Origin of the sequence: Hufsiella arboris, assembly GCF_009834875.1 — a bacterium.
In the GTDB taxonomy this organism is placed as follows: Bacteria; Bacteroidota; Bacteroidia; order Sphingobacteriales; family Sphingobacteriaceae; genus Hufsiella_A; species Hufsiella_A arboris.
The window spans coordinates 26,026-50,905 of the sequence record NZ_WVHT01000008.1 but is presented as its reverse complement, the minus strand read 5'-3'; the positions used below and the strand labels follow the sequence as shown (position 1 = coordinate 50,905).

Sequence of the window (24,880 nt, the reverse complement as noted above, 5' to 3'; positions counted from 1 at the left end):
ACTCTTGACTACAAAAGATGATTAACAATCATCCAATTGAAGCAATGCTCCAGCCACTTATCTGTTGTGGTTGGATTATTCAATCCAAATCCATGACCTCCTGATTGATAAACATGTATCTCCGCATTTACTCCATGTTTTTGCAATGCCGTGTAATAATTAATGCTGTTAGCTACAGGAACAACCTTATCATTGGAGGCATGTACCAGAAACGTCGGCGGCGTATCAGCAGTAACCTGCATTTCATTAGAGTATTCTATAACTTTTTCAGTACCAGCGTTTTCCCCGATGAGTGCTTTTTTGGATCCTTTATGTAAAATACTATCCTGAAAGCTAATTACAGGATAGATCAGTAAAGCAAAATCCGGCCGCAGATTAGTTTTTAGAGGATTGTCAATCACCGCTTTTTGATAGTGAGTTGCCGCCGTTGAAGCCAAATGTCCGCCGGCTGAAAATCCCATTATTCCAACTTTCGCCGGATCAATATTCCATTCTTTTGCATTTTCGCGAACTATTTTTGTCGCTTGCTGGGCATCCTGCAAAGGACCTATCTCCCTGTTAACCATGATCACATCATTTGGCAGCCTGTACTTCAACACAAAAGCAGCTACACCGCGCGCAGCAAATTCCTTTGCCACATTGCTGCCTTCATCATTAACCACAAGGTACGAGTAGCCTCCTCCTGGACAGATAATAACAGCCGTACCGTTCGCTTTTGATTTTTCAGGAAAAAAAGCTGTAATCGTCGGATTAACGACATTACTTACCTTACCCCGTTTGGAAGTGGAATCACTTTTTTCTTCCACATCACTTTTTTTTGAATTAGGTACTTTTTTATACAGAGGAATTACGGTCTGAGCCTTTGATTCAGTAATAACAAATAGCAATGCCGCCATGATAGTGATAACAGAAATACTTTTCATAATTGGTTTTAATCGTTAACAAAAATAACAAAACATATTTGTTATTATGTAGAACATAATTATATATTTGTTAAAGCAACGCCCGTTGTAACCAGATTATAAACCATAAAACGAAATGAAAAAATGCCTTACAAAAAGAGCCCGCTCTTTTTACCCAAAAGCTTTTATTACGCTATGTTCAATAAGTTCACTGTTGGCCATTTCCTGCAAAAAACCAATTCAGAACGCCTTGGCTAAAACAGTAATAAACCAGGAGAACAAATTTAAGTTATCAGCTGATCCTTCTTATTCCGCACAAAAGATATTCACGGGAGGGTTGGATGGTTATCACTCCTACCGCATTCCATCTTTAATACGCACCGTTGAGCACGGCTATCTCATTGCTATCTGCGAAGGAAGAAATGACAACAACAAGGATTACGGCAATATTAATATAGTTTGTAAGCGATCGTTTGACGACGGCGTGACATGGCAGCCGCTTCAGGCGATCGCCGGGCCTGGAAATTACACAGATGGTAATCCAACGACGGTTGTCGACCAATCCACCGGTAAAATTTTTGTATTTATGCTTCATAACGACTCTACGCATTATTCAAACCCGGACGGATCGTACCTCGCTTTTCAACCAGGAGACAGGACTGTATGGGTTTGTTCAAGTACCGACGAAGGAGCAACATGGTCTGCACCTGTGAACGTTACCAGTACAACACAACCTTCAGGAACGGCACAAGACTGGATCGGACCGGGAACCGGTATTTATAAGCTGCATGGCACAGATGCCGGCACTCTTATAATCCCAGCTTACGGACGTAATATTTATAGTACCAACCATGGCATTACCTGGACTGAATCTGTTATCACCAATGGAACCACAAAATCGACAGAAAGTACAATTATCGAGAAACTAAATGGTGATTTGCTAAGAAACGACCGCCCTACTTCAACACTCCCGCTTTACCGGCAAGTAGCTACAGGTTCTCTTGGCGGCGGCTTTCCCACATGGGCTTCGAATACAAATCTTCCGGATCCTGCCAGCGAAGGCTCTGTCTGGCGGTACAACGATCCGAAACCTAACCGGATACTTTTTCTAAACTCAGCAAGTCAAACTACCAGAACAGCTATGAAAATAAGGATAAGTTATGATGAAGGCACTACTTATCCTATTGGACGCGATATCCCCTCATTCGGATCGTCTCCCGGAAAATTGGGTGGTTATTCAAGCCTTGCAAAAACAGCCGACCTCCAGGTAGGCGCACTGATTGAATATAATGAAGACACAGGCAATAGCAGTACCAGTCATCGCTCGATCGTATTTCACAAATTTAATCTGCCATGGATAGTAAATGGCGCAACTGAACCTGTGGGATATTAATGCAGTACATTATTTAAACCAAAATAATTTTCATTTTTATGTACTACATAATAACAATATAATTACATTTGCTATCACCAATTATAACAATATTTCATGACTATACAGTTAAAAATAGCGAAACAGCTTTTCCGCGGTCTTACGGTAGTCTTTTGTTTTTTTGTCGCGCAACATTTTGATTGCATTGCTCAAACAAACGATAGCCTGATATCACGCAGCGAACCTCTTAACTATCTGTACAAACCTGGGGACAACGGCTATTCATGTTTCCGTATTCCCGCGATACTAACCACAAAAAATGGCATCTTACTGGCCTTTGCGGAAGCACGTAAAAACAATTGCGGAGATACAGGTGATATCGACCTCGTATTACGACGCTCAGCAAACGGCGGTAAAACCTGGAGTGATATGCAGGTAGTTTGGAGTGATTCTACCAATACCTGTGGCAATCCCGTGCCTATTCAGGATATCACTACCGGAAAAATATGGTTAATCAGTACATGGAATTTGGGGACAGATCATGAAAAAGAAATAAGGTATCAAAAAAGTAAAAGCGGCCGATGTGTTTATGTTCTTTCGTCGGATAATGAAGGAACGACCTGGTCATCCCCGCGGGAGATTACATCCCAGGTAAAAATGCCCGACTGGACATGGTATGCTACCGGGCCTTGTCATGGAGTACAACTGTCCCACGGTAAATATAAAGGCCGTTTGGTTGTGCCTGTAAACCATGTGGAAGCTTCAACTGATAAAAACTTCGCTCATATTATATACTCTGACGATCACGGCGCGACCTGGAAATTAGGCAATAATACACCGCAGGATATGGCCAATGAAACTACAGTAGCCGAGATATCGAACGGAAGGTTAATGCTCAATATGCGTAACAGCAACCGTGCCCATAAAACCAGGTTGACAACTGTAAGCAGCAATGGAGGCCAAACTTGGAACAAGTTAAAAACCGACAGCACCTTAATCGAACCTATTTGCCAGGGCAGCTTGCTTAATTATTCGATATCCAAGCGCAAATCTGTCTTATTATTCAGCAATCCTGCAAGTGCTACGTCGCGCTCCAACGTAACGGTAAGAGCAAGTCTGGATAATGGAAAAAGCTGGATTAATAGCGAAGTAATTCACCAGGGCCCTTCTGCATATTCTGATATCGCAGTTTATAACAATGAAATTGCCTGTCTCTACGAGGCTGGAATCCTCAAACCATACGAAGGAATTGCCTTTAAAACGATCGGTTTAAGCAACCTTCTCAAACGCTGATTTTATTAAAGAAACTACCCAATTAAACTAATTATAAACCACTAATATGTAGTACATCACTACTAATTACAATCATGAATCGAAGACTAATTTATTTATGGCTATTAGCCTGCTTCCTCGTCGCAGGAAGGGTGTACGGCCAATCAAACAGCTTAATTGTTTCGGGAGTAGTAACCGACGGAACAAAAAATGAAACCTTACCGGGTGTAAGTATTAAGGTAAAAGGAACAACTATAGGCACTACAAGTAATGCTGAAGGTAAGTATTCCCTAAATGTACCGTCAACTGCTTCAACCCTTGTCTTTTCGTTTATAGGATTTGACTCCCAGGAAATAACTATAAAGGGAAGAACGGCAATAAACGTTACGATGGCATCTAACAGCAAATCGCTGACAGAGGTAGTTATCGTTGGTTACTCCCAGCAGACACGCCAAAAAAACACAGCCGCAGTATCCAAGCTTGATACAAAACAATTGGTCAATGCTGCCAATCCGAGTCCGCTTGCGGCAATGCAGGGCAAAATCGCTGGTGTTTCTATTCCATTGTCAAACGGCCAACCAGGGGCAGCTCCTGTAAACGTGATTATACGTGGCGGCTCAAAGCCTAATGTGTATGGTCAAGGTACCGGGAATGCCAACGGTAATCCGTATTTAAACTCTGATGGCTCGAGTCCGCTGGTTGTTATTGATGGCGTGTTCAGGACATTGAACGACCTAAACCCTGATGACATCGAATCATTACAGGTAATGAAAGACGCCGCTTCAACAGCTATTTATGGAGCACGCGGTGCTAATGGCGTTATCGTAGTGAAAACCAAAAGCGGTAAGTTCGGCTCGGGCAAAGCAAACATTACGTTTAACTATCGTACCAACCGCGAAGTAGCAACAGGCCAGGAAAAATACATGACTGCTGCTCAGTACATTGCCCTGGCGCGTACGACCATCAAAAACACTTCAGATCCGCAGGATAAGAACGCATTCCTGAATAACGCTGGTTTTTCTGCAGGCACAAAAGTTTATACAGCAAAGGGGCAATATGGAAATGCGATGTATACAACAGCTCTATACGACAACATCGTTGCTGTTGAAGGCCAGGCATACGTAGATAACCTGCTCGCCAAAGGATGGGAAACAATGGACGATCCGGTTAATCCCGGCTCTAAATTACTGTTTGACGACAACCATTATCAGGACTTGCTTTGGAATACCGGTACTACCAATAACTACAACTTAAGCATCGACGGTGGCAGTGATGTTGCCAGCTACAATGTGTCTTTCAATCACATAAACCAGGAAGGAACTTTTGTAGGAACCAGTTACAAACGCTATAGCGCTTTAGGAAACTTTAGCTTTAAAGCAAGCAATAACATACAGGTAAATGCATCCCTTAATTACCAGAATTTGCTGCCTAATTATGTTGACGGATATACCAACGACATCGTGCGTGCAACGCGTATCACTCCTTTGATAAGGCTATTTAAAGATGATGGCACGCCAACTACCGGTGAAGTATTAACAGTACGTAACCGTTTCCATACACTGGCATATGACGATAATAACATTTCAACAGAAAGGGTTGTATCAAAAGTTGACCTTGACTGGAATATTGTGAAAGGCCTGCACTTCCGCCCGGCGGTATCATATCTGATCGGCGACGCCAGAACTATTTTTTCAAGGAAGGCATTTCCCGATCCGATACAATTTGCTACCAGCCGTTTAAAAACAGAAAACCAGAATAATACACGCCAGTTAATGATCGATCAGATTTTACAGTACGATTATTCCTGGAAAGTATCTCATCATTTTATGTTGCTGGGCGGATTCAATTACACCCGCAATACAGGCAATGCGATAGATATTGGCTCGCAAAGAGGAACAAACGATTACATTACAACCATTAGTGAACCACCGCTTACAACCGTTAACGGAACTACCGTAACCAATGTAACTAACTTTGGAACCACACTCAGTGAAAATAAATCAGCCAGCTTTTTTGGCCAGTTTGGATACGATTATGAAGGCAGATATTTAGTCAATGCGGTAATCAGACGCGATGGTTTTTCAAACTTTTCACCTGGTAACAGGTACGCTACTTTCCCATCGGCATCAATAGGCTGGAACATCTTCAAGGAAAGCTTTTGGAAACAAAATAACCTGGTAAGCATGCTTAAACTACGGGGCAGCTGGGGCCAGGCCGGATCTAACGACTTGAGTTATACCGACACATATGGCGGTTATTCCGCTACAGTCTACAATCAGCTTTCCGGCATTCAGCGGGCAAATCTCTCTAACCCGAACCTTAGATGGGAAACAACTCAAACAACCGATGTAGCTGTTGACGCAGGCTTCCTGGGAGACCGCATTAATTTAACCGTCGACTTATATAACAAGCTTACAAAAGACAGGCTTGATTCAAAACCACTGCCGGCAGAAGCCCCTTTTTCATCAATTATATTTAACAACGGCGTGCTTCAAAACAAGGGAATCGAGATTGAACTTCAGGCGACTGTATTAAGAGCAAAAGATTTCCGGTGGAACGCCAATCTTGCCTATGCCTACAACTCGCAAAAGATCATATCACTGCCAGACAACGGACGCTTAAAAAACAGGCAGGGTGGCGGCGTAATTGCTGATCCTGGCACAGGTACGGATATTGAAGTTGGTGGTTTTGCTGAAGGTGAACGTCCATACAGTTACTATGCATGGAAGGTTGAAAAAGTTTTTTCAACCGATGCGGAGGCTGCAACATGGAGTGCGACACACAAAGATATTGCATCCACTACCGGCGGACTTGCTGTCGGAAAAAAAGCCGGCGATTATCAGTTTGCCGATATTAATAACGACGGCATTATTGATACGAAGGACCTGGTATTTATAGGTTATAAAACACCGAATGTTACCGGTGGTATGCAAAATTCATTCACCTATAAAAGCTTTACGCTTCGCTTCAATATGGATTTTGCTTTAGGACACGTCATATCCAATGGCAACCTGGCGCGTTCGTTGGGACAGGCAAGAGCATATAATGAGGGGGCGCCTATTGAAGCTCTTGGAAATGACATCTGGCAAAAACCGGGCGACGAAGGTAAAAAATATGCGCGTTTCTCTTTCGGCGATGCAGATGTTGGCCAAAAAAATTATGTAAGGCAGGCCGCTGCTGATGTAGGTACTGGCAGCGCGTATGCATCAGATGTTTCAACTATGATCACAAAAGGAGATTTCCTGGCGTTTCGTGAACTTTATTTAAGCTACGATCTGTCAAAGAAACTCATGTCTAAAATTAAATCAACCGGCTTAACGGTATTCTTAAGTGCAACCAACCTTGGTTATCTGACAAAATACAAAGGCCAGAATCCGGAAAGTTATGTAGGATTTGATCCGGGGGGTTATCCAAGACCAAGACAATACACATTTGGTGCATCATTAAGATTCTAAAATTTTAAAAAACATGAAAAAGATACATAAAGCAACAACTATAGCAGCTTTGATACTGGCAAGCCTTACAGGCTGTCAAAAGCTATTGGATGTTACTCCGCAATCGCAAATTACCGGCCAGGTATATTTTAAAAATGAGGGTGATTTCGAACCCTTTGTTATAGGAAATTACACATCTATCCGCGCCTTTGCTAATTCTATTACTTATGGCACTGAACGCAGCGAGGAATTAATACAGGGCCCCAATTCGCGTTTGAGCACTGCATGGTCGCAAATATTGTCAAACACAACCGGCACCATCAATTATAACGGGCAGTATAAAGCTATTGGCAGCTGTAATTTGCTACTAGACAAGATAGAACCCTTTAATTTCTCAAATCCGGCAACAAAAAACAGGTTAAAAGCTGAAACACTTTGCCAGCGAGCTTATACTTACTTCTTCCTGGTGCGCGTTGTAGGAGATACACCGTTAATGCTAACTGCCGTTAACGATGACAACGTCCCTTTGCTGCCACGCTCCAAGGCTGCTGACGTATTAAAGCAGATATTTGCCGACCTGGATCAAGCAACCTCTTTATTTCCCGAGAAAACGTATGCCAATAAATACCGCTTTTCTTACGGCGCTGCCCAGGCCCTCAAAGCTGAAGCGAAATTATGGAGCGCTAAAGTGACCGAAAGCGGTGCTGCTGATTACAATGATGCAATCACTGCAGCAGCGGCCGTTGAAGCCACCGGTGTAAGTTTGTTAACAAATTTTAAAGATGTGACCACCACGCGTGCCAATGCTGAAGTTATTATGTCAGCCTACTATCAGCGCGACGAGACAGGAGCTAACTATGCTTTAAACGCTTTGCCTTTTTACCAAACCGTGCAGGCTGCTTCAAACCTCGACAGCATTCCTTATACGTTAACATCAGTTAACGGCCAGAGCGGCTACGAGGTAAGTCTGAAGAGCCGCCAGTTGTTTAGCGGATTGCCAAATGACAAACGTAAACCATATACATTTATCACGGAACGCCAGGGCACAACTCCAAAACACTACTGGGCTATCAAACTTCCTGGTAATAAATACACTGACGACAGGATATCAGACAACGATATAATTATGTGGCGCCTGGCTGATATTTACCTGATTGAAGCTGAAGCCTATGCTGCCATTAGTAATACCGGTAAAGCCATTGAATACTTAAACAAAGTACGTGTAAGAGCAGGAAATGGCAATTACGCCGGCAACACCGATAAAGCCACTCTTGAACGTGCCATTTTCGATGAAAGAGGTCGCGAGATGTTTTTTGAAAACAAACGCTGGTATGATATTGTACGCTTCCATTTTGGCGGAACCATCAACGCTTATACTTATGTACCTAACTTAGTGGGTAAAACAACGCCTTTGTTCTGGCCGCTATCAGCAACCGTGCTCGCAGCAAATAAAAACCTTACACAAACACCTGGTTATTAATTACAAACATCAAAATACACATGAAAAAGGACGATTTGTTTAACTATAGAAAACTCACAAAAGAGGAACTAGCGTCATACAACGAAAACGGCTTTCTGATTATCAAAGGAATTTTGAAACAGGAAGGTATAGACCAGATGAGAAAGGAATGTATGGCAGCCTGGGAGAAAGAAAAGGAAGGATTTGATCCCAATAAAAGCTGGCTGCAGAATTCTCTGTTGGTTAATATTCATCACCAGGCACCCACCGTACGCGACTATTATTTTGAAGGGCCTTTAATTGGTGTCGCCAATCAACTTATCGGACCAAATGTAAAAGGTGCAACATCGCAGCTAACCTTTAAAATGAAGGGAAATACCAAACCCTTCGGCTGGCACCAGGATAATGGCTATGGAGAATTGGAACCATACAATGCACTTACGACGCTTACAGCTCTGGACGATACCGACCGTGGCAATGGCTGCCTATGGTTGATCCCGGGTAGCCATAAGCAGGGGCAAATTCGCGTGGAACAGGATGAGGCGCAAAAAAAGAGTCAATCAGAAATAGTGGTAGACGCCGATGACAGCCTTGCCGTTCCGATGGAAATGAAGGCCGGCGACTCTTTGATATTTAACTGCTGGATGCTTCATAAATCTGATGGTAATTATTCAACTGACCGTGACCGACGTATACTCTTTTTAAGATATGCAGATGCAGACGCCATCGAAGTTTACAATAACGGCAAACCGCGCTTAGGAAGACTGGTTAGTGGAAATACGCGTTTTGACGAAGTAAGAACATTTGAAGCAACTATTTAATAACGACGAAAATATACGGCATAACACCGTATCGAACAGAAATTACTATATACAATCTAAATTTTATACATGACAATTCAGGGAATAGTTGCCGCTACATTTGCCGCCTATCACAAAGATGGATCGCTAAATACAGATATAATACCGGCGCTTGTTGATAAACTGGTAGCAGACGGAGTCTCAGGCGTTTATATCTGTGGCACGAATGGCGAAGGTCCTAACATGACGGTAGAAGAACGCATGGCTGTCGCAGAAGCGTATGTAAATGCGGTACAAAAACGCATATTGGTCTTGGTGCATGTTGGCCATACCTCTATCGAAGAATCTAAAAAACTGGCCGCTCATGCAGCAAAAATTGGTGCGGATGCTTTTTCGTCAGTTGCTGCTTTCTACTTTAAGCCGGTATCGGTGCAAAACCTGGTTGATTGTATGGCCGAAATTGCATCCGCCGCTCCAACACTTCCATTCTACTACTACCATATGCCTGCTTTAACCGGCGTAGGCATGGACATGGTGGAGTTCTTAGCATTGGGAGAGCAAAGCATTCCAAACCTGGCGGGTATTAAATATACCGCTGCGACCCTTCACGAATACCAGGCATGCCTCAATTATAAAAATGGCAGATTCGAAGTGCTGTTTGGTTATGATGAAATGTTGCTGCCCGCGTTGGCTGTGGGTGCAGTCGGAGCTATCGGCAGCACCTATACATTTGCAGCGCCGGTATACCTCCGCATCATTGAGTTATACCGTGCAGGTAAACTTGACGAAGCGGGTAAATTGCAGCTGAAGGTGGTCGATTTTATCAGGTGTATTGTTAAACATCCTTCAATTGCGGCACAACGAGCTATAATGAAAATGCTTGGAGTTGACATGGGAAATCCAAGATTACCGCTTGCCCCTCTTTCTGATGATGCATATGCTAATCTTCAAGCAGATCTTGAACGGGTAGGTTTTTTCAAATTATTACAGGATCATACACAAGTAAAAACCGTTATCGCAAATTAAGCTGCTACAACTTTTCACTAACTTCACCTGCAAATGCAAAACAACAATTTAATCGGCCATAATAATTTCAGGTACCGGGTCAATGCAGGCTGGGGAAACCAGGATCCGGACAAATACCCTGTAAAAGACTGCCACGAAATGGTAATGGACAAGAGTGGATTGCTCTATCTTTTAACCAACGAGACCAGAAACAACGTACTGATATATACTAAGGATGGCAAGGTTAAAAACAGTTGGGGAACAAACTATCCGGGCGCCCACGGCCTTACGCTGAGCAATGAAAATAGTGAGGAGTTCCTGTATATTACCGATACAGAAAGACACCAGGTAATTAAAACTACGCTTGACGGCAAAGAGTTGATGATATTGGATTATCCGAAGGAAATAAGTCAATATAAATCAGCCGGCGAATATAAGCCAACCGAAACGGCAGTTTCTCCTAACGGTGATATCTATGTAACAGATGGATACGGCCATCAATTTGTTATTCAGTACGACAGTATGGGCAATTATATCCGCCATTGGGGCGGCAAAGGAAACGGTGACGCCCAATTTGACTGCGTACATGGCATTGCAATAGATAACAGGTTTGACGAGCCAACTTTACTTATAACGTCGCGGAACCATAATGCCCTTAAACGCTTTACGATGGATGGGAGTTATCTGACCACTATTCACCTTCCGGGCTCGTTTATCTGCCGGCCTGTGGTACAGGGAGAAAACGTTTACGGAGCCGTTTTTCGCTCCGGCGACAATCAAAATATGGGTTCGGGTTATATCACTCTGATCGATAAAAATGATAAGGTCGTTTCTTCACCGGGAGCCACGCATCCAACCTACGTTAACGGACAATTGCAGCCTCAAAAGCAGGATTGTAAAACATTTTTCCATCCACATGATATATGTGTTGATAAAGATGAAAATCTTTACGTACCGCAGTGGAATTCAGGAAAAACCTATCCCCTGATGCTGGAAAGAGTGTGATAGTTATGCTTGCTTAATAAAAAAGCAGCCACTTTGAACTGAATAAAAAAAGCGGAGAATTATCGTTCTCCGCTTTTTTTATTCAGATTTTTCGGACTTTATACGTCCTAGGTACGCCGGAAATATTATTTAATCAAATATAAATTTTAAAGGCATTTATAAATTTTACTAATTTTAGCATATCCAATTATAACCTTTATCAGGTAACACTTGCTTTGATAACTGTTAATACTATACCTAAAAAAACAAAATATTAGATGAGTGATCTTTATAAATCATCTGATGAAGCGCTTATTGCATTTTTATCAGCGGATAACTGCAAGGCATTCGAAGAGTTATATAATCGCTATTGGGCAAATGCCTATTCACTGGCTTTCAGAAAAACGGCGTCAAAAGAAACCGCAGAAGAGATCGTCCAGGATTTTTTCACCAGTTTATGGCTGAACAGAAGAACGCTGCAGATCAACACAAGCTTTCCCGGCTATATATACTCTTGCATACGCTATCGTGTGTTTAATTACTATCAGAAAAAATACGTCAGAAAAAATTACGTTGAAGCCTACGAGTATTTACATACCGATATTGACAACTCGACGGAAGATGTTATATCACTAAATGATCTGGCAGAAACTATTGACAAGCAGATAGGCCTTCTTCCGGTAAAATGCCGGGCTGTGTACCAACTAAGCCGAAATGAGTTTAAAACCACAAAGGAAATCGCTTCAGAAATGGGAATTTCTGAAAAAACGGTTGAAGGGCATTTAACCAAAGCACTCAAAAGGCTCCGGCTCAGTCTGAATCAGTTTTTTATGCTGGCACCATTATTCGTGAGTGCATTGTTTTAAAATTGGTAATTGGCGATAATATTTTTTTGACGGGCAAGGGTTCTGAGTTTTTCAACTGACTATAGGCATATAACCGCAGGCCTATGAGCAGTGACCGCTACCATCAACTAATTAAAAAGTATTTACGGGGCGATTGTTCGAACGAAGAGCGCGAACAGCTTTATGCATGGTTTGAACGGCAAAATCAGGCTGATGATCCGCTGCCGAACCTTTCGTTGGAGGAAAGAGACCTGCTGAAACAAAGAATCTTTAACCAGGTAAAAGAAAATTGCGATTTACCGCGATCGGAACGAAAAAGGCTTGGCGACTTACGAAGCCTGGTATATCTCGCGTCGTCTGCAGCTGCCGTCTTTTTGATTGTGGGAGCGATTTATTTTTTCAGACCATCTGACCAACCCGTTGCTGCACTCGCAACAGATAAGCTAACATTTATAAATAAGACAAAAACAATTAAACGTCAGTCACTTTCCGACGGCAGCTCCGTTTGGCTAAATCCGGAAAGCAGCTTAACGATCCCAAAGAGCTTTACCGGAAATTACCGCAAAGTATCATTAAAAGGCGATGCATTTTTTGAAGTTACTAAAGACGCAAAACACCCCTTTGTTATACGAAGTGAAAATCTTATCACAAAAGTGCTTGGTACCAGCTTCCGTATCAGGACCTTACCGAATCACCGCTCGGAGGTTTCTGTGGTTACGGGAAAAGTTTCGGTGGAGATTCCTGGAAAAAATAATTCAAAAATTCTGTTACTTCCGGAAGAGAAAATCGTATACAATCCTCAAACTAACTATTTAAAAACAGAAAGGGAACCGGCCGCATCTCCAATGAAAATCTGGAGAAAAACCACCTTGTCTTTTGATGATGTTGCACTAAGCGATGTCATTGCGATCCTGAATAAAAAATTCGGTTCCTCCATAGAGATAAATGATGACGTACTGAAAAGTTATCTTTTAAAAGCCGATTTCACCGATCAAAGTTTACCCGAGATCCTGGAAATGCTGGAAAAATCACTCAGTATCAATTATGAGATCAATGAAGGCCAAATTATACTTAAACGAAATAATTAACCAATAATCACCTAAAAATAAATCGCTAATGAAGTAAATAGGACCTAACAAAAAAAGCCGGGAAGTGTAGTCACCACTTACCGGCAATTTCTCAAAACCCCAATGCACCGCTCAAAGTAGCAAGGGGTTTCTATTGTCTATTTTTTTACAAAATAAAACTAACGAATGTATGAAATTATGTTTAAAAACTCAGTTTAACTGGAGTGTCATTATGAAATTCACATTTAGCCAGTTGTTTTTAGCATGCATAGTTACCGGCGTAAGTTATGCTAATAACGGAAAGGCGCAGAACGTGTTAAACAAGGTGGTCAATATCTCGGTAGAGAACGGCAGCCTTGAGAGTACGTTAAAAAGCCTTGAAAAAAACAAGGACATTAAATTCGTCTATAGTAAAAGTGTTATAAAAACCGGCAATACGGTTTCATGTGAAGCCGTTGGCGAAAAATTAAAAAATGTTTTAGACAAAATACTTATCCCCAACGGCATTAACTATGAAGTGATGAACGAACGCATCGTTCTGAGCAAAAATAACCTATATACTGAATCGATTACATCTTTGCCGCTCGAAGAACAGCAGCAGGCCAATGTCCGCGGCCAGGTTACCGATGGTAAGGGCGAACCATTAGCCGGTGTCAGTGTCAAGCTGAAAGGGTCGAACGCCGGTGCCAGTACTGATATACGGGGTAATTACTCAATAAGCGTACCTTCCGGCGACGGCACTTTGGTATTCACTTACGTCGGTTTTGTCACTCAGGAAGTGCCTTTGAACAATCGCACTACGCTTAATGTCAAAATGCTCGAAAGCACCCAGTCCCTGAATGAAGTAGTAGTTATCGGTTACGGTACACAAAAGAAATCGGATCTAACCGGCGCCATCGGTTCGGTAAAATCTACCCAGTTACAGGAACGGCCTGCAAGCTCCCTAAACGAACAGTTGGCAGGCCGTGTGACCGGCGTGCAGGTGAACACCAACTCTGGAAGACCAGGTGGCCAAACTAATGTCCGCATCCGTGGCTTTAGTTCGATCAATACTTCCAATAATCCATTGTACGTTGTTGATGGTGTAATTCTGCCGGTTGGCACGCAGACTCAACGATCAAACGCTATCGATTACATCAATCCAAGCGACATTGAATCAGTAGAGGTTTTGAAGGATGCTTCCGCTACTGCGATTTATGGCGCACGCGGAGCTAATGGAGTAATTTTAGTGACTACAAAAAGAGGGTCGACCAGTGGCGGGAAAGTTACCTATGACAATCAATTCAGCACCAATATAATCGGCCCTAACCGAGTTGAAATGCTTGATGCAAACCAATATATTGCTACCGAGAACCTGGCCTACGATAACATAAAGGTTTATGACCCGCAAGGATGGGCAGCCGGGAATTATTCAGCGGTAGAAGATCCGCGGGAAAAAAGGAAACGCCTGCCGCTGCTATTTGATTCTAATGGCAACCCGCTTTATAACACCGATTGGATGGAGGAGGCAACACAGAGTAAGTTGTCGCAAAACCATCAGTTAAGTTTCACCAATGGCAATGACAAAAGCAGCTATGGAATATTTGCAGGCTACCGTGACGATAACGGCCTTTTAAAAAACACCTATATGAAAAGGTATTCCGGCAGGTTTACCTTTGACAGCCAGATAAAAGATTGGTTAAAAGTGGGCGGTGACCTGAGTTATAATAATCAGGATGAAAACATTGGAGATACCAGAACCGGCGCACTGAACTCTGTACGGATGATCACAGAAGCTTTCCCTTTCTTACCTGTAAAGTATCCGAATGGAGCCTGGGCTGATAATGTGAATTATCCCGGCGCAGAAGGCGGTTCAAACCCGGTTCATATTTTAGAAGAAAGCCAATATAAGTTAATTACTCAAAACACGCTTGGAAATATTTTTACCGATATTATGTTCACTAAAGATCTCACAATGAGAACTGTTTTAGGGGCAAATATTACAAGCAGGGAAAACGATGAATACTTTGGACGATCGCTGTACAGCCTTTCATTTGATCAGCGTGGAACAGCCTCTGTCAGAAGCAACCGCGAAACTTACTGGTCTCTTGAAAACTATCTTACCTACAATAAAACGTTTAATGAAAAACATAATGTAACTGGTTTATTAGGAATTTCGTGGCAGGAAACTAACCTTTTCGACTTTAACGCAAATTCTCAAAATTTCTCTACCGATTACTTTCAAGACAACAATCTGGGTGCGGGAAGTGTTCAAAATCCGTCGGGATCCGATCGCAGCAAATTCGCCTTTAATTCCTATTTCGGAAGGGCTAATTACTCGTTCAAAAACAAGTATCTGATAACCTTAACGGGACGACTTGATGGTTCATCGAAATTTGGAGAAAATCACAAATATGCATTTTTTCCTTCGGCGGCTCTCGCCTGGAGAATTTCTGATGAAGAGTTTTTAAAAGGTAATAAAACAATCTCTAACCTTAAACTCAGAACAAGCTATGGTGCCACAGGTAATTCAGAAATCCCAGCCTATTCAGCATTATCATTGTTAGGTACCAACTATGCCGGAATTTTCAATAATAGCAGAGTAACCGGAACCGGAACATCAAGGCTTGCTAATCCCGATTTAAGGTGGGAAAAAACCACACAGTATGATGCCGGCCTGGAAGTTGGCTTCTTCAACAACAGGATTTCATTAGAGGGTGACATTTACTATCGTAAAACTACTGATATGCTATTAGATGTGCCGCTACCACGTTCAAGCGGTTACAGTGTTATAACTCAAAATGTAGGCAGCCTTGAAAATAAGGGGGTTGAAATTGCTTTGAATACCATCAATATTGATAGTAAAGACTTTACATGGAAAACTACGTTCAATATTTCGATGAACAGAAGCAAGGTGTTGGCTTTAGCAACTCCAGCACCTATTTACAGTGGCAACCCGAACTTTTTAAGTAATACAGGTATTATCCAGGAAGGAGAACCGCTTGGATCATTCTATGGCTTGGTCAGGTTAGGTACATGGGGAACCGCGGAAGCGGCAGAAGCGGCAAAGTTCGCAAGCTATCGTGCCGGAAAGCCAATTTTACCCGGGGATATAAAATATCTGGACGTAAATGGCGACTATGCGATTAATGACGCTGACAGGGTGGTCATCGGCAACAATACACCAAAAGGCTACGGGTCATTCCTGAATAGCTTAAGGTATAAAAACGTCGACTTTACATTGGAGCTTCAATACTCTTACGGAAATGACCTGTTAAACCAAACCAGGCACTCCGGCGAAGACCGTGTAAGTATCGCCAACAGTTTTAATACCGTATTAAATGCCTGGACACCTGAAAATCAAAACACTCCTATTGCTGCAATCAGGGATACAAGAGCGGGATATGTGACGAATGTTGATAGTCACTGGGTTGAAGACGGGTCATTTCTCAGAGGAAAAAACATTCTTTTAGGTTATACATTTCCAACATCCATTACTCAAAAAATGCACTTAAGCCGTTTAAGATTGTATGCTTCAGCGCAGAATTTTTTCCTTGTTACCAACTTCACGGGAAATGACCCTGAAGTAACTACCTATGATCAGGCTTTTTCTCAGGGGCAAACATTTTTTGACTATCCCAAACCAACAACTTTTATGGTTGGCTTAAACGTAGGATTGTAATTTTTAGCTAAAACCGATAAATTATGAAATCAAGATATAATAAAATCGCTGGCATACTATTATTTTTTGCCACAATGCTTAGTGCGTCATGTTCTTCGTTTTTAGAAGAGCAGGACCCTTCAAGCTTAAGTCCTGACAGTTATTTCACTTTACCGGAGCATGCAACGGCTGGAATTGCCGCCGCTTATGACCGAACACGCTTTATCGGAGGTGGAGCAGGAATATTTTCAGTAAACTGGTCGATGCCAGAAATGGTTACAGGCACTGCAAGTACCGAAACAGGACAAAATACGGATTTAAACAATCTTCAATCGCTGGTATACAACGGCGATAATGTTCATGTAAACAACTGGTGGAACGGACTTTATGTTGTCATTGCGCAAACCAATCTCGTTCTTGACAAGGTCCCTGGTATAAATCCCATGGAAGATGCGACGAAGAAATCGATACTGGGAGAAGCTTACTTCTTAAGGGCTTGGTCATACTTCTACCTGGTAAGGCTGTTTGGCGACGTACCGTTGATTATTAAACCGGTGGATGCTTCATCTCCGGAACTTAAACCAACCAGAACTGCTGTCAAAGATGTATACACGCAAATAGTAAATGACCTGAAGACAGCAGAGGCATCCGGGCTGCCCTTCACAGATGCCAGCGGAAGAGCATCTTTAGGCGCAGTCAAAACCTTACTTGCTAAAGTGTACATTACGATGGCCGGAAATCCTTTGAATTTAGGACAGGAATATTATAAATTGGCGGCTGACAAAGCGAAAGAGGTTATCGATAATGGCGGATATTCACTTTTTGCCAATTATAACGACCTTCACTCGGTAAGCACTGAAAATGTTGGAGAACACATTTTCGAACTTCAGTTTCTGGCATCGGTTGATGACAATTCCCTGCAAGATATTTTGCTTCCAAATTTTAAGGAAATTTCTGCTTACAGTACAGAGATCGGAAGTACGGTACCAACTGAGTCATTTGTAAAATCATTCGAGGCCGGCGATAAACGGGTTCAGGAGCAGCAATTCTTCTACACCAGTTACTATACCGGCGGAATAGGCCCCTTAAAACCATTAAACAAACCGTATATATTCAAGCATTTCGACGTTTTAGCAAACGGTACATTCAACACAGTAGGCACAACCCGAAGCGATCTAAACATACCTAACTTGCTTTATTCTGATCTGCTGTTAACGTACGCCGAAGCTCAAAATGAAACTGATGGCTCGCCGAATGCCGTCGCTTACAAAGCTATTAACGATATTCGGACAAGAGCCACTTTACCTACCCTGTCAGGACTTAGCCAGGCTGCTTTCCGCGAAGCCGTTTGGCGTGAACGCTGGCATGAGCTGTGCTATGATAACTTAACCTGGTTCGATATGGTACGCCTGAGAAAAGTTTATAACGAAGCAACCAACGGCTTTGACGACTTCGTTGGACATGCGTTCAGTTACGGGCCAGTACTCGCTCAAAAGCATTTATTATTTCCGATGCCGACCAATGAATTAAAGAACAATCCGAATCTCGGGCCGCAAAACCCTGGTTATTAAACATTGCGGCCTCTTTTTAATGGATGGGCATATTGCTCATCCATTTTTTGTTTTAAAGGCGGTTTACTAGAATCAATTTAATATATTTGCCACCCTGAAATACCGCATGCGTAGTTCAATGGATAGAATGTCAGATTCCGGTTCTGATGATGGGGGTTCGAATCCCTTCGCGTGCACGATTACCAAACCACTTAATTCATATTTTAAGTGGTTTTTTCGTTCTGGACTACCGGCGCAGTATCAACATTTTTTTAAAATGTGATGAAGATCACTTTTTTACATGATTACCAGCATTAGCCACCTTTCCATTTAAGCTGATCTTTGAAGTGTTAAACTTCAGAATTATGATCACGCTAAAATCTATTCAAAATGTTTCATGGGAACAACAAGAAGTTGCTCCATCATACATCACAACGCTTTATAATCGTTATATTATTTTTGCCGACACCCAGAAAAGCTTGCACACAGTTTGGTGGATGATTTCATTACTGGCTCATTCCTGCGTGCTCGTGCCACTAACCTTTCTGTTCGTTTACTCGTTTCATGGCCCGGTTGTACCTTTTTTAGGAGCCAGTTTGGTGTTGTTTTTTTCCAACATCATCGCTAATATGGGCGGCGCCAGCACTCGTTTTACGATTTTTATATTCTTCTTAAGTTTAGCGGCGCATATCGCGATGGTTGCTGCGACCGCTTTTATGTTACTATAATTGTTTAAAATGTATTCCCTGAAAGCGCCCTGAATCCGGGCGCTTTTTCTGTTTATAAGCTTGTGTTTAATTATGTTTGTATGAAGATCTAACTATGGAGAGTGCCAAATTATTAAATGCGATTATCGAAACGGCTATCGACGGAATTATTACCATCAATAGCCGTGGCCTGGTTGAATCGGTTAATCCGGCGGCCCTTGCATTATTCGGTTACCACGAATCGGAAGTTATTGGCAGAAATATCTCCGTTTTGATGCCAGAGCCCGAAAAGTCGTCCCATGACCAGTATATCGCTAACTACCAGCACACCGGTGTAAAGAAAATCATCGGCGTCGGACGGGAGGTACGCGGTCTTCGGAAAGATGGCAGCACCTTCCCTTTTCGCCTGGCGGTAAGCGAAGTAAAATCGGGCGAAAATGTATTATATACCGGCTTTATTCATGATCTGTCAAAGGAAAAGGAAGCTGAAGAACGCCTGAAAAATTATGCGGCTAAGCTGGAACATTTGGTGGATGAACGTACCGCCTCGCTTAAACAGAGCGTAGAGGATCTGCGGAAGGCCAAGGAGGAAGTAAGCCAATCGCTCGAAAAAGAAAAAGAGCTTTACCAGCTGAAAGCACAGTTTGTATCTACCGCTTCACATGAATTCCGCACGCCGCTGGGCTCCGTTCAACTTTCAGCCTCACTGATCGAAAAATATGCAGAAAACTGCAATCCAAACATTGCCAGGCATATCGGCAAAATTAAAAACGCCGTCACCAGCCTGACGAATATTCTGAATGACTTTCTTTCAATTGACCGTATTGACGCAGGTAAAGTGCAGGTGAATTATAGTATTTTCAATTTGCCGCAACTTGCACTGGAAATAACTGAAGAAATGCGCCTGTCGGTCAAGCAGGACCAGCAAGTCGTTTACGGCCACATTGGTGAGGTAACTGCTGTCAGGCTTGATTCCAGCCTTTTAAAAAATTGCATTATAAACCTTCTTTCCAATGCTATAAAATACTCGGATGAAGGCACGACCATCCAATTCGTTACCGAAGTCGCGGGAGAAACCTGTATCATTAAAGTTAAAGACGCCGGCATCGGCATCCCCCGGGAGGAGCAGAAACATCTATTTGAACCTTTTTTTCGGGCGAGCAATACCGGCAGTATTCCCGGTACCGGTTTGGGATTAGACATCGTGCAGCGTTATACAGAGTTACTGAATGGCACCATTCAATTCGAAAGCGTTCAAAACGAAGGAACTTTATTTACACTTACTTTTGCCCATGCAACAGCTAAAAATCCTGATAATTGAAGATAATACCGAGATCCGCGAAAGCTCTGCCGAAATCCTGGAACTCGCCGGGTACCAGGTTGTGCAGGCCGAAAACGGCAAAGCGGGCGTCGAATTATCGCAGCAAAATCCGCCTGATTTAATCCTTTGCGACATCATGATGCCCGAACTCGATGGTTATGGTGTACTGCATATGCTCAGCAAAAACCCGGATCTGAACGGTATTCCTTTTATTTTCCTGACAGCGAAAGCAGAGCGGGCAGACATACGTAAAGGGATGGATATGGGTGCAGATGATTACCTCACGAAACCCTTCGACGGAACCGAATTACTTAATGCCGTAGAAAGCCGGCTTAATAAGCACAAAAGGCAGCAAGACCGACGCCCCGGAAGCGGCACCGCAAAGCTTCAGCAACTTATTGCCGAACGCAAGCTAAGAATTCTTAAAAAGAAACAGATCGTTTATTACGAACAGGATATCGTACAAGGGATTTACCTGGTGGTGAGCGGCAAAGTAAAAACCTATAAAATCAGTGAAAACGGGCATGAGTTACTCACCGGGATTTATTCGGCCGATGAATATTTCGGTGTAAATTGTTTTTTGCTTGATGAGCCTTACCAGGAATCGGCCGAAACAATGGAAGATACGCAATTGAATTTTCTGCCGAAAGACGCTATTAACGAACTGTTAAACCTTTATCCTGACATTACCAGGCAATTTATTCGAATAGTTTCCAACAACCTGAAAGAGAAAGAAGAACAGCTTTTGCAAATGGCTTACAATTCTGTGCGTAAACGAATGGCGCTGGTGCTGGTTAGGCTGCTTGGTCAAAATCCTGGAAGCAATACTCTGAAAATTTCCCGGGACGACCTGGCCGCCCTCGCGGGAATAGCCAGTGAAACTGTCAGCCGCATTTTGAGTGATTTTAAAGAAGAAAAACTAATCGACCGCAAAGGCAGTAACATACAAGTGCTTAATATGCAGCGTTTGGCTACTATGAAAAATTGAGGGGACAGCTCTGACCCATTTCAGGAAGCCATCACCTTAAAATGTCTTTCATACAAATAATTCCGTCCGGCATGTTCATATTCAACGATAGCCTTCCAGTCGCCCTCGGCTAAATTATTCACATAGATTTCGGCGTAAGATCTATTTTAAAACGGGCTATGCTTATCTCGATTCAAAGATTTAATGAACGCTAATTTATAAACCGGCGATCTTATATAATCCGACTTCAGAAAGCGTCACGCAAACCGGAGACTTTGTGATATTAATTCTCAGGGCAGCCGTTTTAACCGGGGTAGTCAATCTGATTAAACGTTTTGATCCGATACTCGCGCCCTCATAGATTTTCTTCCAGGCATTATTTTCAAATATATCGATAGTAAAGCCTTCAATCCGCTGCCCGAGAGGAATGAACTCCTGCAAGCTGATCAGGTCAAAAGTCTCTGACTTTCTTAAATGAAAAGTAAGCACGGCCTTATTCACCTCATCCTTTGTTGCCCAGTACGAATTTTTATTATTGTCGGTCAGGTTCGCCGGTTTATAATCCTTACCCCGGACGTCGCTGGCCTCTACCGATGCATTCTGCAACAGGTTTGACGCAAAGGTTTTTTTCAGAATGTCGCCAAATTCTGTTAATGATTTAACATCATCATCCGAGAGTAAGCCGCGTTTATCCGGGGCCAGTCCCAAATCGAGGCCCGCTCCTCTTCCGACGCTCTTAAGGTACAAGTCAAACAGCTCATCGGGTGCTTTAGGTTTTTCCTGGACATGAAAAAACCAGCCTTTCCTGAGCGGAACGTCGCACTCTGCCGGCATCCAAAATTTTCCGTTACGAATACCACCTGGACTTTGCGGATAGTTAGCCTGGCCCGGCACTGCTACGTTCTTTCCCTCCGGAGGCAGGGGCGTAAATGTCGCCCAGCTCGTGTCGGCTGCCATGCCCTGTTCATTTCCTACCCAACGTATGTCCAGTCCGATATCACTGAAAATATTTGCCGATGGTTGCATTCTTCTTGTTATAGCCCAGGTATTGTTCCAGTCATAATAAGTTGTATTGTCAATCGATCGCTTTTCCCGGGCGCCACCGTAATATCCGTCTCCGCCATTAGCACCATCATGCCAGCTCATAAAAAGGCTTCCGTAGTTACTGTAAAGTTCCTTAAGCTGACTTTGATAAATTTCAAGGTATTTATTTGTGCCATATGCGGCATTGTTACGATCCCATGGCGAACAATAAACACCAAACTTCAAGCCGTTTTTCCTTGCCGACTCTTCGATCTCCTTAACTAAATCGCCTTCACCATTACGAAACGGGCTTTTTGAAATATTATAGCCGGTTGTTTTGGTAGGCCATAAAGCGAAGCCATCGTGATGTTTAGCAACCAGTATAATACCTTTTAATCCGCCTGCTTTTGCAGCCTTTACTATTTGTGACGCATCAAAAGACGATGGGTTGAAAATTTTCGGATCAGCATCGCCGTAACCCCATTCCTTGTCCTCAAAAGTGGTCGGAGTAAAATGTATCAATCCGTAGATCTCTGTATCATGCCAGGCAAGTTGCCGCTGGGAAGGCAGCGCACCGTAAGGCTTAGGGGGATTCTGCGCATAAACAGCACTGGAAATAAACAACAGTATCAAAGGCAGTAACTTCATGTGGTAAATTTTACAAACGCTAAGATAAACTTATCGCCAACTTTTTTGCCCGATTACCAACGAGACTGTGAAAAATTCCATTTCGGTATACATTAAACAGATGGCCCAAACCAGACGTATTATCGGCGGTTATCAAATCAAAAATAACACACATCGAAATAATATAAATTAACCTTAGCGATCGGCTATCCTCCTGCCCTGACAAATGATACTGGTATCAAACTCTAACTCACCCGTTCCTGATCGAATAAAACGCTTATTGAGTGAAATTTCACGGTACAAATTTCTCTTTGCAGGATCGGTAATAGTTTGTCTTTTTGCAGCATTCATTTACAGGGAAATAGAATTTTCAGAAAAAACCACGATTGACCTCCCTCAATTCGTATCTGCCGAAGCCAGTAATGATAGCTCGGTTCTTATCAGGCACTCGATTTCAGTATTGAGAAAAAGAGCCGGCAGGCTTGACAGTATTAAGTCTGACCAGGATGCCGGGCCGTACAGCCTGGAAAAAGCGACGGCAAGGTATACCAAAGAACTGGATGTTTTAAATGCAATTAAGCCTTATATAACTGGTCCGCCGGATCAGTTCATTCAAATTCCGGATAGCTTTGAATTGACGGACAGTACTCTGCGAAACACGATCCGTGAACTGAACCAAGCCCAAATCAGGCGGCAGACACTTTTAAGCAAACAATCGCCGGAGGACAAGCGAAGGTCAGCAACCGCCTCCAAAAACATTTCGGCATTGACAAAACGTGTATCAGGTATCATCAGCATCCGGCAAACTGATGTTGAAACTATATTGAATTCGTTAAGAAACACTTCTAAATCCGGTTTGTCAAAAATCGACGTAGAACTTTCTGCAATTAACGCGCTGATCAGACAGCACGAAAACCTTACACCAGAAATACCGCAAACATCGCAATCCGCTCAGGCTTCTCTTACTTCCAAAAACAGTTCAGCCGTTCCGCTTTATATCGGCGCGGCCTTACTCGGACTTTTATTGCCCTTGCCTTACATCCTGTTAGCGGCCGGAAAGACTGATCTTATCAGACACCTGGCAGATATAAAAAAAATTACGGCCATTCCGCTGCTAACACCGGCTGAAGTTATCTACGATCAACGCCAGTTCACGCTGGAACAGTTTACTTTCGCGCCGCTGATTAAAAGGCTAAATCCTGTAATCTCTTTTTTTGAGACTCTGCCCGCTGAAAAAGGTAAAATTATATCGCTTACCTGTTCTAATGCGCGCGAGGGAAGAACTTTCTTTACGATCAAGCTTGCAGTCGCACTGAGCCTGCTTAATAAAAAGGTGGTACTTGTCGACCTGGATCTCCAGAACGCTTTTCTTACAAAGGATTTTCAACTGCAAAAATTAAGCGGAGTAAGTGATTTTCTTGCAGGCGGTACCAACGATGGGCCCGCCCTCCTCACTACATCCAAAATTTCTCCAAACCTGAATCTGCTGGGACTTGGATCGCCGGATAATTTAAAACAGGTTACAGAATTGCTAAATTCAGATCCCCCTGCCGGCCAAGTAACAGATGCGGGTCATTCCGTTTTGCATAGCAGGTTTGAACAGCTCCTCTTCCAGTTAAAAAATCTATGTGACTATCTTATAATCAATTGCCCTCCGGTATCGCCGGATATAGACATTTATCCAATATTAAGACAGGCTGATAGCAATATTTTCGTCGCCCGCTATGGCTATTCGTCGAAAAATAAACTCAATTGGTTTAACGAATTGAACCTAAACAACCTGCTTAAAAGGCCGCTGGTGGTTGTAAATAATATGGCACAATTAGATTTCATGCCTGGATTTTTGGACGTATTAAATGACTAATCACAATGACGGATGGAAATAAGAACCGGCTCAAAAAAATT

Annotated in this window: 17 protein-coding genes and 1 tRNA gene; 16 read left to right on the top strand and 2 right to left on the bottom strand. The window is 42.7% G+C overall.

Features of this window, described 5'->3' with window-relative positions:
• Nucleotides 1–8 precede the first annotated feature (8 nt).
• A complete protein-coding gene (locus GS399_RS16030; protein ID WP_160845667.1) occupies nucleotides 9–923 on the bottom strand; it encodes an alpha/beta hydrolase in 915 nt (304 codons plus the stop codon).
• Between the two features lie 229 nt (nucleotides 924–1,152).
• Between GS399_RS16030 and GS399_RS16025 the strand changes: the two genes are divergently transcribed.
• From GS399_RS16025 to GS399_RS15955, 15 genes are all read left to right on the top strand, one after another.
• On the top strand, nucleotides 1,153–2,295 hold the full coding sequence (locus tag GS399_RS16025) for a sialidase family protein (protein ID WP_202409483.1): 1,143 nt from the start codon (nucleotides 1,153–1,155) through the stop codon (nucleotides 2,293–2,295).
• Nucleotides 2,296–2,391: 96 nt separating this feature from the next.
• Nucleotides 2,392–3,567 (top strand): sialidase family protein, encoded by a 1,176-nt coding sequence (locus GS399_RS16020; RefSeq protein WP_160845665.1) that lies wholly within the window; start codon nucleotides 2,392–2,394, stop codon nucleotides 3,565–3,567.
• Nucleotides 3,568–3,641: 74 nt separating this feature from the next.
• Entirely contained in the window at nucleotides 3,642–7,001 is a 3,360-nt protein-coding gene (locus GS399_RS16015; RefSeq protein WP_160845664.1) for a SusC/RagA family TonB-linked outer membrane protein, read from the top strand.
• Between the two features lie 13 nt (nucleotides 7,002–7,014).
• Complete coding sequence (locus tag GS399_RS16010) at nucleotides 7,015–8,460, top strand: RagB/SusD family nutrient uptake outer membrane protein (RefSeq protein ID WP_160845663.1); 1,446 nt, start codon at nucleotides 7,015–7,017, stop codon at nucleotides 8,458–8,460.
• 20 nt (nucleotides 8,461–8,480) lie between these two features.
• Entirely contained in the window at nucleotides 8,481–9,260 is a 780-nt protein-coding gene (locus tag GS399_RS16005) for a phytanoyl-CoA dioxygenase family protein (protein ID WP_160845662.1), read from the top strand.
• A gap of 69 nt (nucleotides 9,261–9,329) precedes the next feature.
• Nucleotides 9,330–10,265, top strand: coding sequence for a dihydrodipicolinate synthase family protein (locus tag GS399_RS16000; RefSeq protein ID WP_160845661.1), 936 nt, complete (start codon nucleotides 9,330–9,332; stop codon nucleotides 10,263–10,265).
• A 33-nt stretch (nucleotides 10,266–10,298) separates the two neighbouring features.
• Complete coding sequence (locus tag GS399_RS15995; RefSeq protein WP_160845660.1) at nucleotides 10,299–11,249, top strand: 6-bladed beta-propeller; 951 nt, start codon at nucleotides 10,299–10,301, stop codon at nucleotides 11,247–11,249.
• Nucleotides 11,250–11,506: 257 nt separating this feature from the next.
• The gene (locus GS399_RS15990) at nucleotides 11,507–12,094 is read left to right on the top strand and encodes an RNA polymerase sigma-70 factor (RefSeq protein ID WP_160845659.1); all 588 of its coding nucleotides are present in this window, start codon (nucleotides 11,507–11,509) and stop codon (nucleotides 12,092–12,094) included.
• An 83-nt stretch (nucleotides 12,095–12,177) separates the two neighbouring features.
• A complete protein-coding gene (locus GS399_RS15985; RefSeq protein WP_160845658.1) occupies nucleotides 12,178–13,161 on the top strand; it encodes a FecR family protein in 984 nt (327 codons plus the stop codon).
• A 211-nt stretch (nucleotides 13,162–13,372) separates the two neighbouring features.
• Nucleotides 13,373–16,801 carry a SusC/RagA family TonB-linked outer membrane protein gene (locus GS399_RS15980; RefSeq protein ID WP_160845657.1) on the top strand — a complete coding sequence of 1,143 codons (3,429 nt, stop codon included), beginning with the start codon at nucleotides 13,373–13,375 and terminating at the stop codon, nucleotides 16,799–16,801.
• A 23-nt stretch (nucleotides 16,802–16,824) separates the two neighbouring features.
• A complete protein-coding gene (locus GS399_RS15975) occupies nucleotides 16,825–18,351 on the top strand; it encodes a RagB/SusD family nutrient uptake outer membrane protein (RefSeq protein ID WP_160845656.1) in 1,527 nt (508 codons plus the stop codon).
• Between the two features lie 104 nt (nucleotides 18,352–18,455).
• Nucleotides 18,456–18,527 (top strand) — tRNA-Arg (locus tag GS399_RS15970).
• Nucleotides 18,528–18,695: 168 nt separating this feature from the next.
• Nucleotides 18,696–19,058: a hypothetical protein gene (locus tag GS399_RS15965; RefSeq protein ID WP_160845655.1), complete on the top strand. Its 363-nt coding sequence runs from the start codon at nucleotides 18,696–18,698 to the stop codon at nucleotides 19,056–19,058.
• A gap of 94 nt (nucleotides 19,059–19,152) precedes the next feature.
• Nucleotides 19,153–20,358 (top strand): PAS domain-containing sensor histidine kinase, encoded by a 1,206-nt coding sequence (locus GS399_RS15960; RefSeq protein ID WP_160845654.1) that lies wholly within the window; start codon nucleotides 19,153–19,155, stop codon nucleotides 20,356–20,358.
• A complete protein-coding gene (locus GS399_RS15955; RefSeq protein WP_160845653.1) occupies nucleotides 20,330–21,346 on the top strand; it encodes a response regulator in 1,017 nt (338 codons plus the stop codon). Before GS399_RS15960 ends, GS399_RS15955 begins: the two co-directional genes overlap by 29 nt.
• A gap of 195 nt (nucleotides 21,347–21,541) precedes the next feature.
• On the opposite strand, the gene GS399_RS15950 is transcribed toward GS399_RS15955, so the two are convergent.
• Complete coding sequence (locus GS399_RS15950) at nucleotides 21,542–22,996, bottom strand: alpha-L-fucosidase (RefSeq protein ID WP_160845652.1); 1,455 nt, start codon at nucleotides 22,994–22,996, stop codon at nucleotides 21,542–21,544.
• A gap of 205 nt (nucleotides 22,997–23,201) precedes the next feature.
• On the opposite strand from GS399_RS15950, the gene GS399_RS15945 reads away from it, so the two are divergent.
• Nucleotides 23,202–24,839: a P-loop NTPase family protein gene (locus GS399_RS15945; protein WP_237487971.1), complete on the top strand. Its 1,638-nt coding sequence runs from the start codon at nucleotides 23,202–23,204 to the stop codon at nucleotides 24,837–24,839.
• Nucleotides 24,840–24,880: the final 41 nt, after the last annotated feature.

Coding starts and splice junctions, on each gene's coding strand:
- GS399_RS16010 (WP_160845663.1), top strand. CDS start 7,015: ATGAAAAAGATACATAAAGCAACAACTATAGCAGCTTTGATACTGGCA.
- GS399_RS15945 (WP_237487971.1), top strand. CDS start 23,202: ATGATACTGGTATCAAACTCTAACTCACCCGTTCCTGATCGAATAAAA.
- GS399_RS16030 (WP_160845667.1), bottom strand. CDS start 923: ATGAAAAGTATTTCTGTTATCACTATCATGGCGGCATTGCTATTTGTT.
- GS399_RS15990 (WP_160845659.1), top strand. CDS start 11,507: ATGAGTGATCTTTATAAATCATCTGATGAAGCGCTTATTGCATTTTTA.
- GS399_RS15955 (WP_160845653.1), top strand. CDS start 20,330: ATGCAACAGCTAAAAATCCTGATAATTGAAGATAATACCGAGATCCGC.
- GS399_RS15985 (WP_160845658.1), top strand. CDS start 12,178: ATGAGCAGTGACCGCTACCATCAACTAATTAAAAAGTATTTACGGGGC.
- GS399_RS15965 (WP_160845655.1), top strand. CDS start 18,696: ATGATCACGCTAAAATCTATTCAAAATGTTTCATGGGAACAACAAGAA.
- GS399_RS15950 (WP_160845652.1), bottom strand. CDS start 22,996: ATGAAGTTACTGCCTTTGATACTGTTGTTTATTTCCAGTGCTGTTTAT.
- GS399_RS15960 (WP_160845654.1), top strand. CDS start 19,153: ATGGAGAGTGCCAAATTATTAAATGCGATTATCGAAACGGCTATCGAC.
- GS399_RS16005 (WP_160845662.1), top strand. CDS start 8,481: ATGAAAAAGGACGATTTGTTTAACTATAGAAAACTCACAAAAGAGGAA.
- GS399_RS16020 (WP_160845665.1), top strand. CDS start 2,392: ATGACTATACAGTTAAAAATAGCGAAACAGCTTTTCCGCGGTCTTACG.
- GS399_RS15980 (WP_160845657.1), top strand. CDS start 13,373: ATGAAATTCACATTTAGCCAGTTGTTTTTAGCATGCATAGTTACCGGC.
- GS399_RS15975 (WP_160845656.1), top strand. CDS start 16,825: ATGAAATCAAGATATAATAAAATCGCTGGCATACTATTATTTTTTGCC.
- GS399_RS16000 (WP_160845661.1), top strand. CDS start 9,330: ATGACAATTCAGGGAATAGTTGCCGCTACATTTGCCGCCTATCACAAA.
- GS399_RS15995 (WP_160845660.1), top strand. CDS start 10,299: ATGCAAAACAACAATTTAATCGGCCATAATAATTTCAGGTACCGGGTC.
- GS399_RS16015 (WP_160845664.1), top strand. CDS start 3,642: ATGAATCGAAGACTAATTTATTTATGGCTATTAGCCTGCTTCCTCGTC.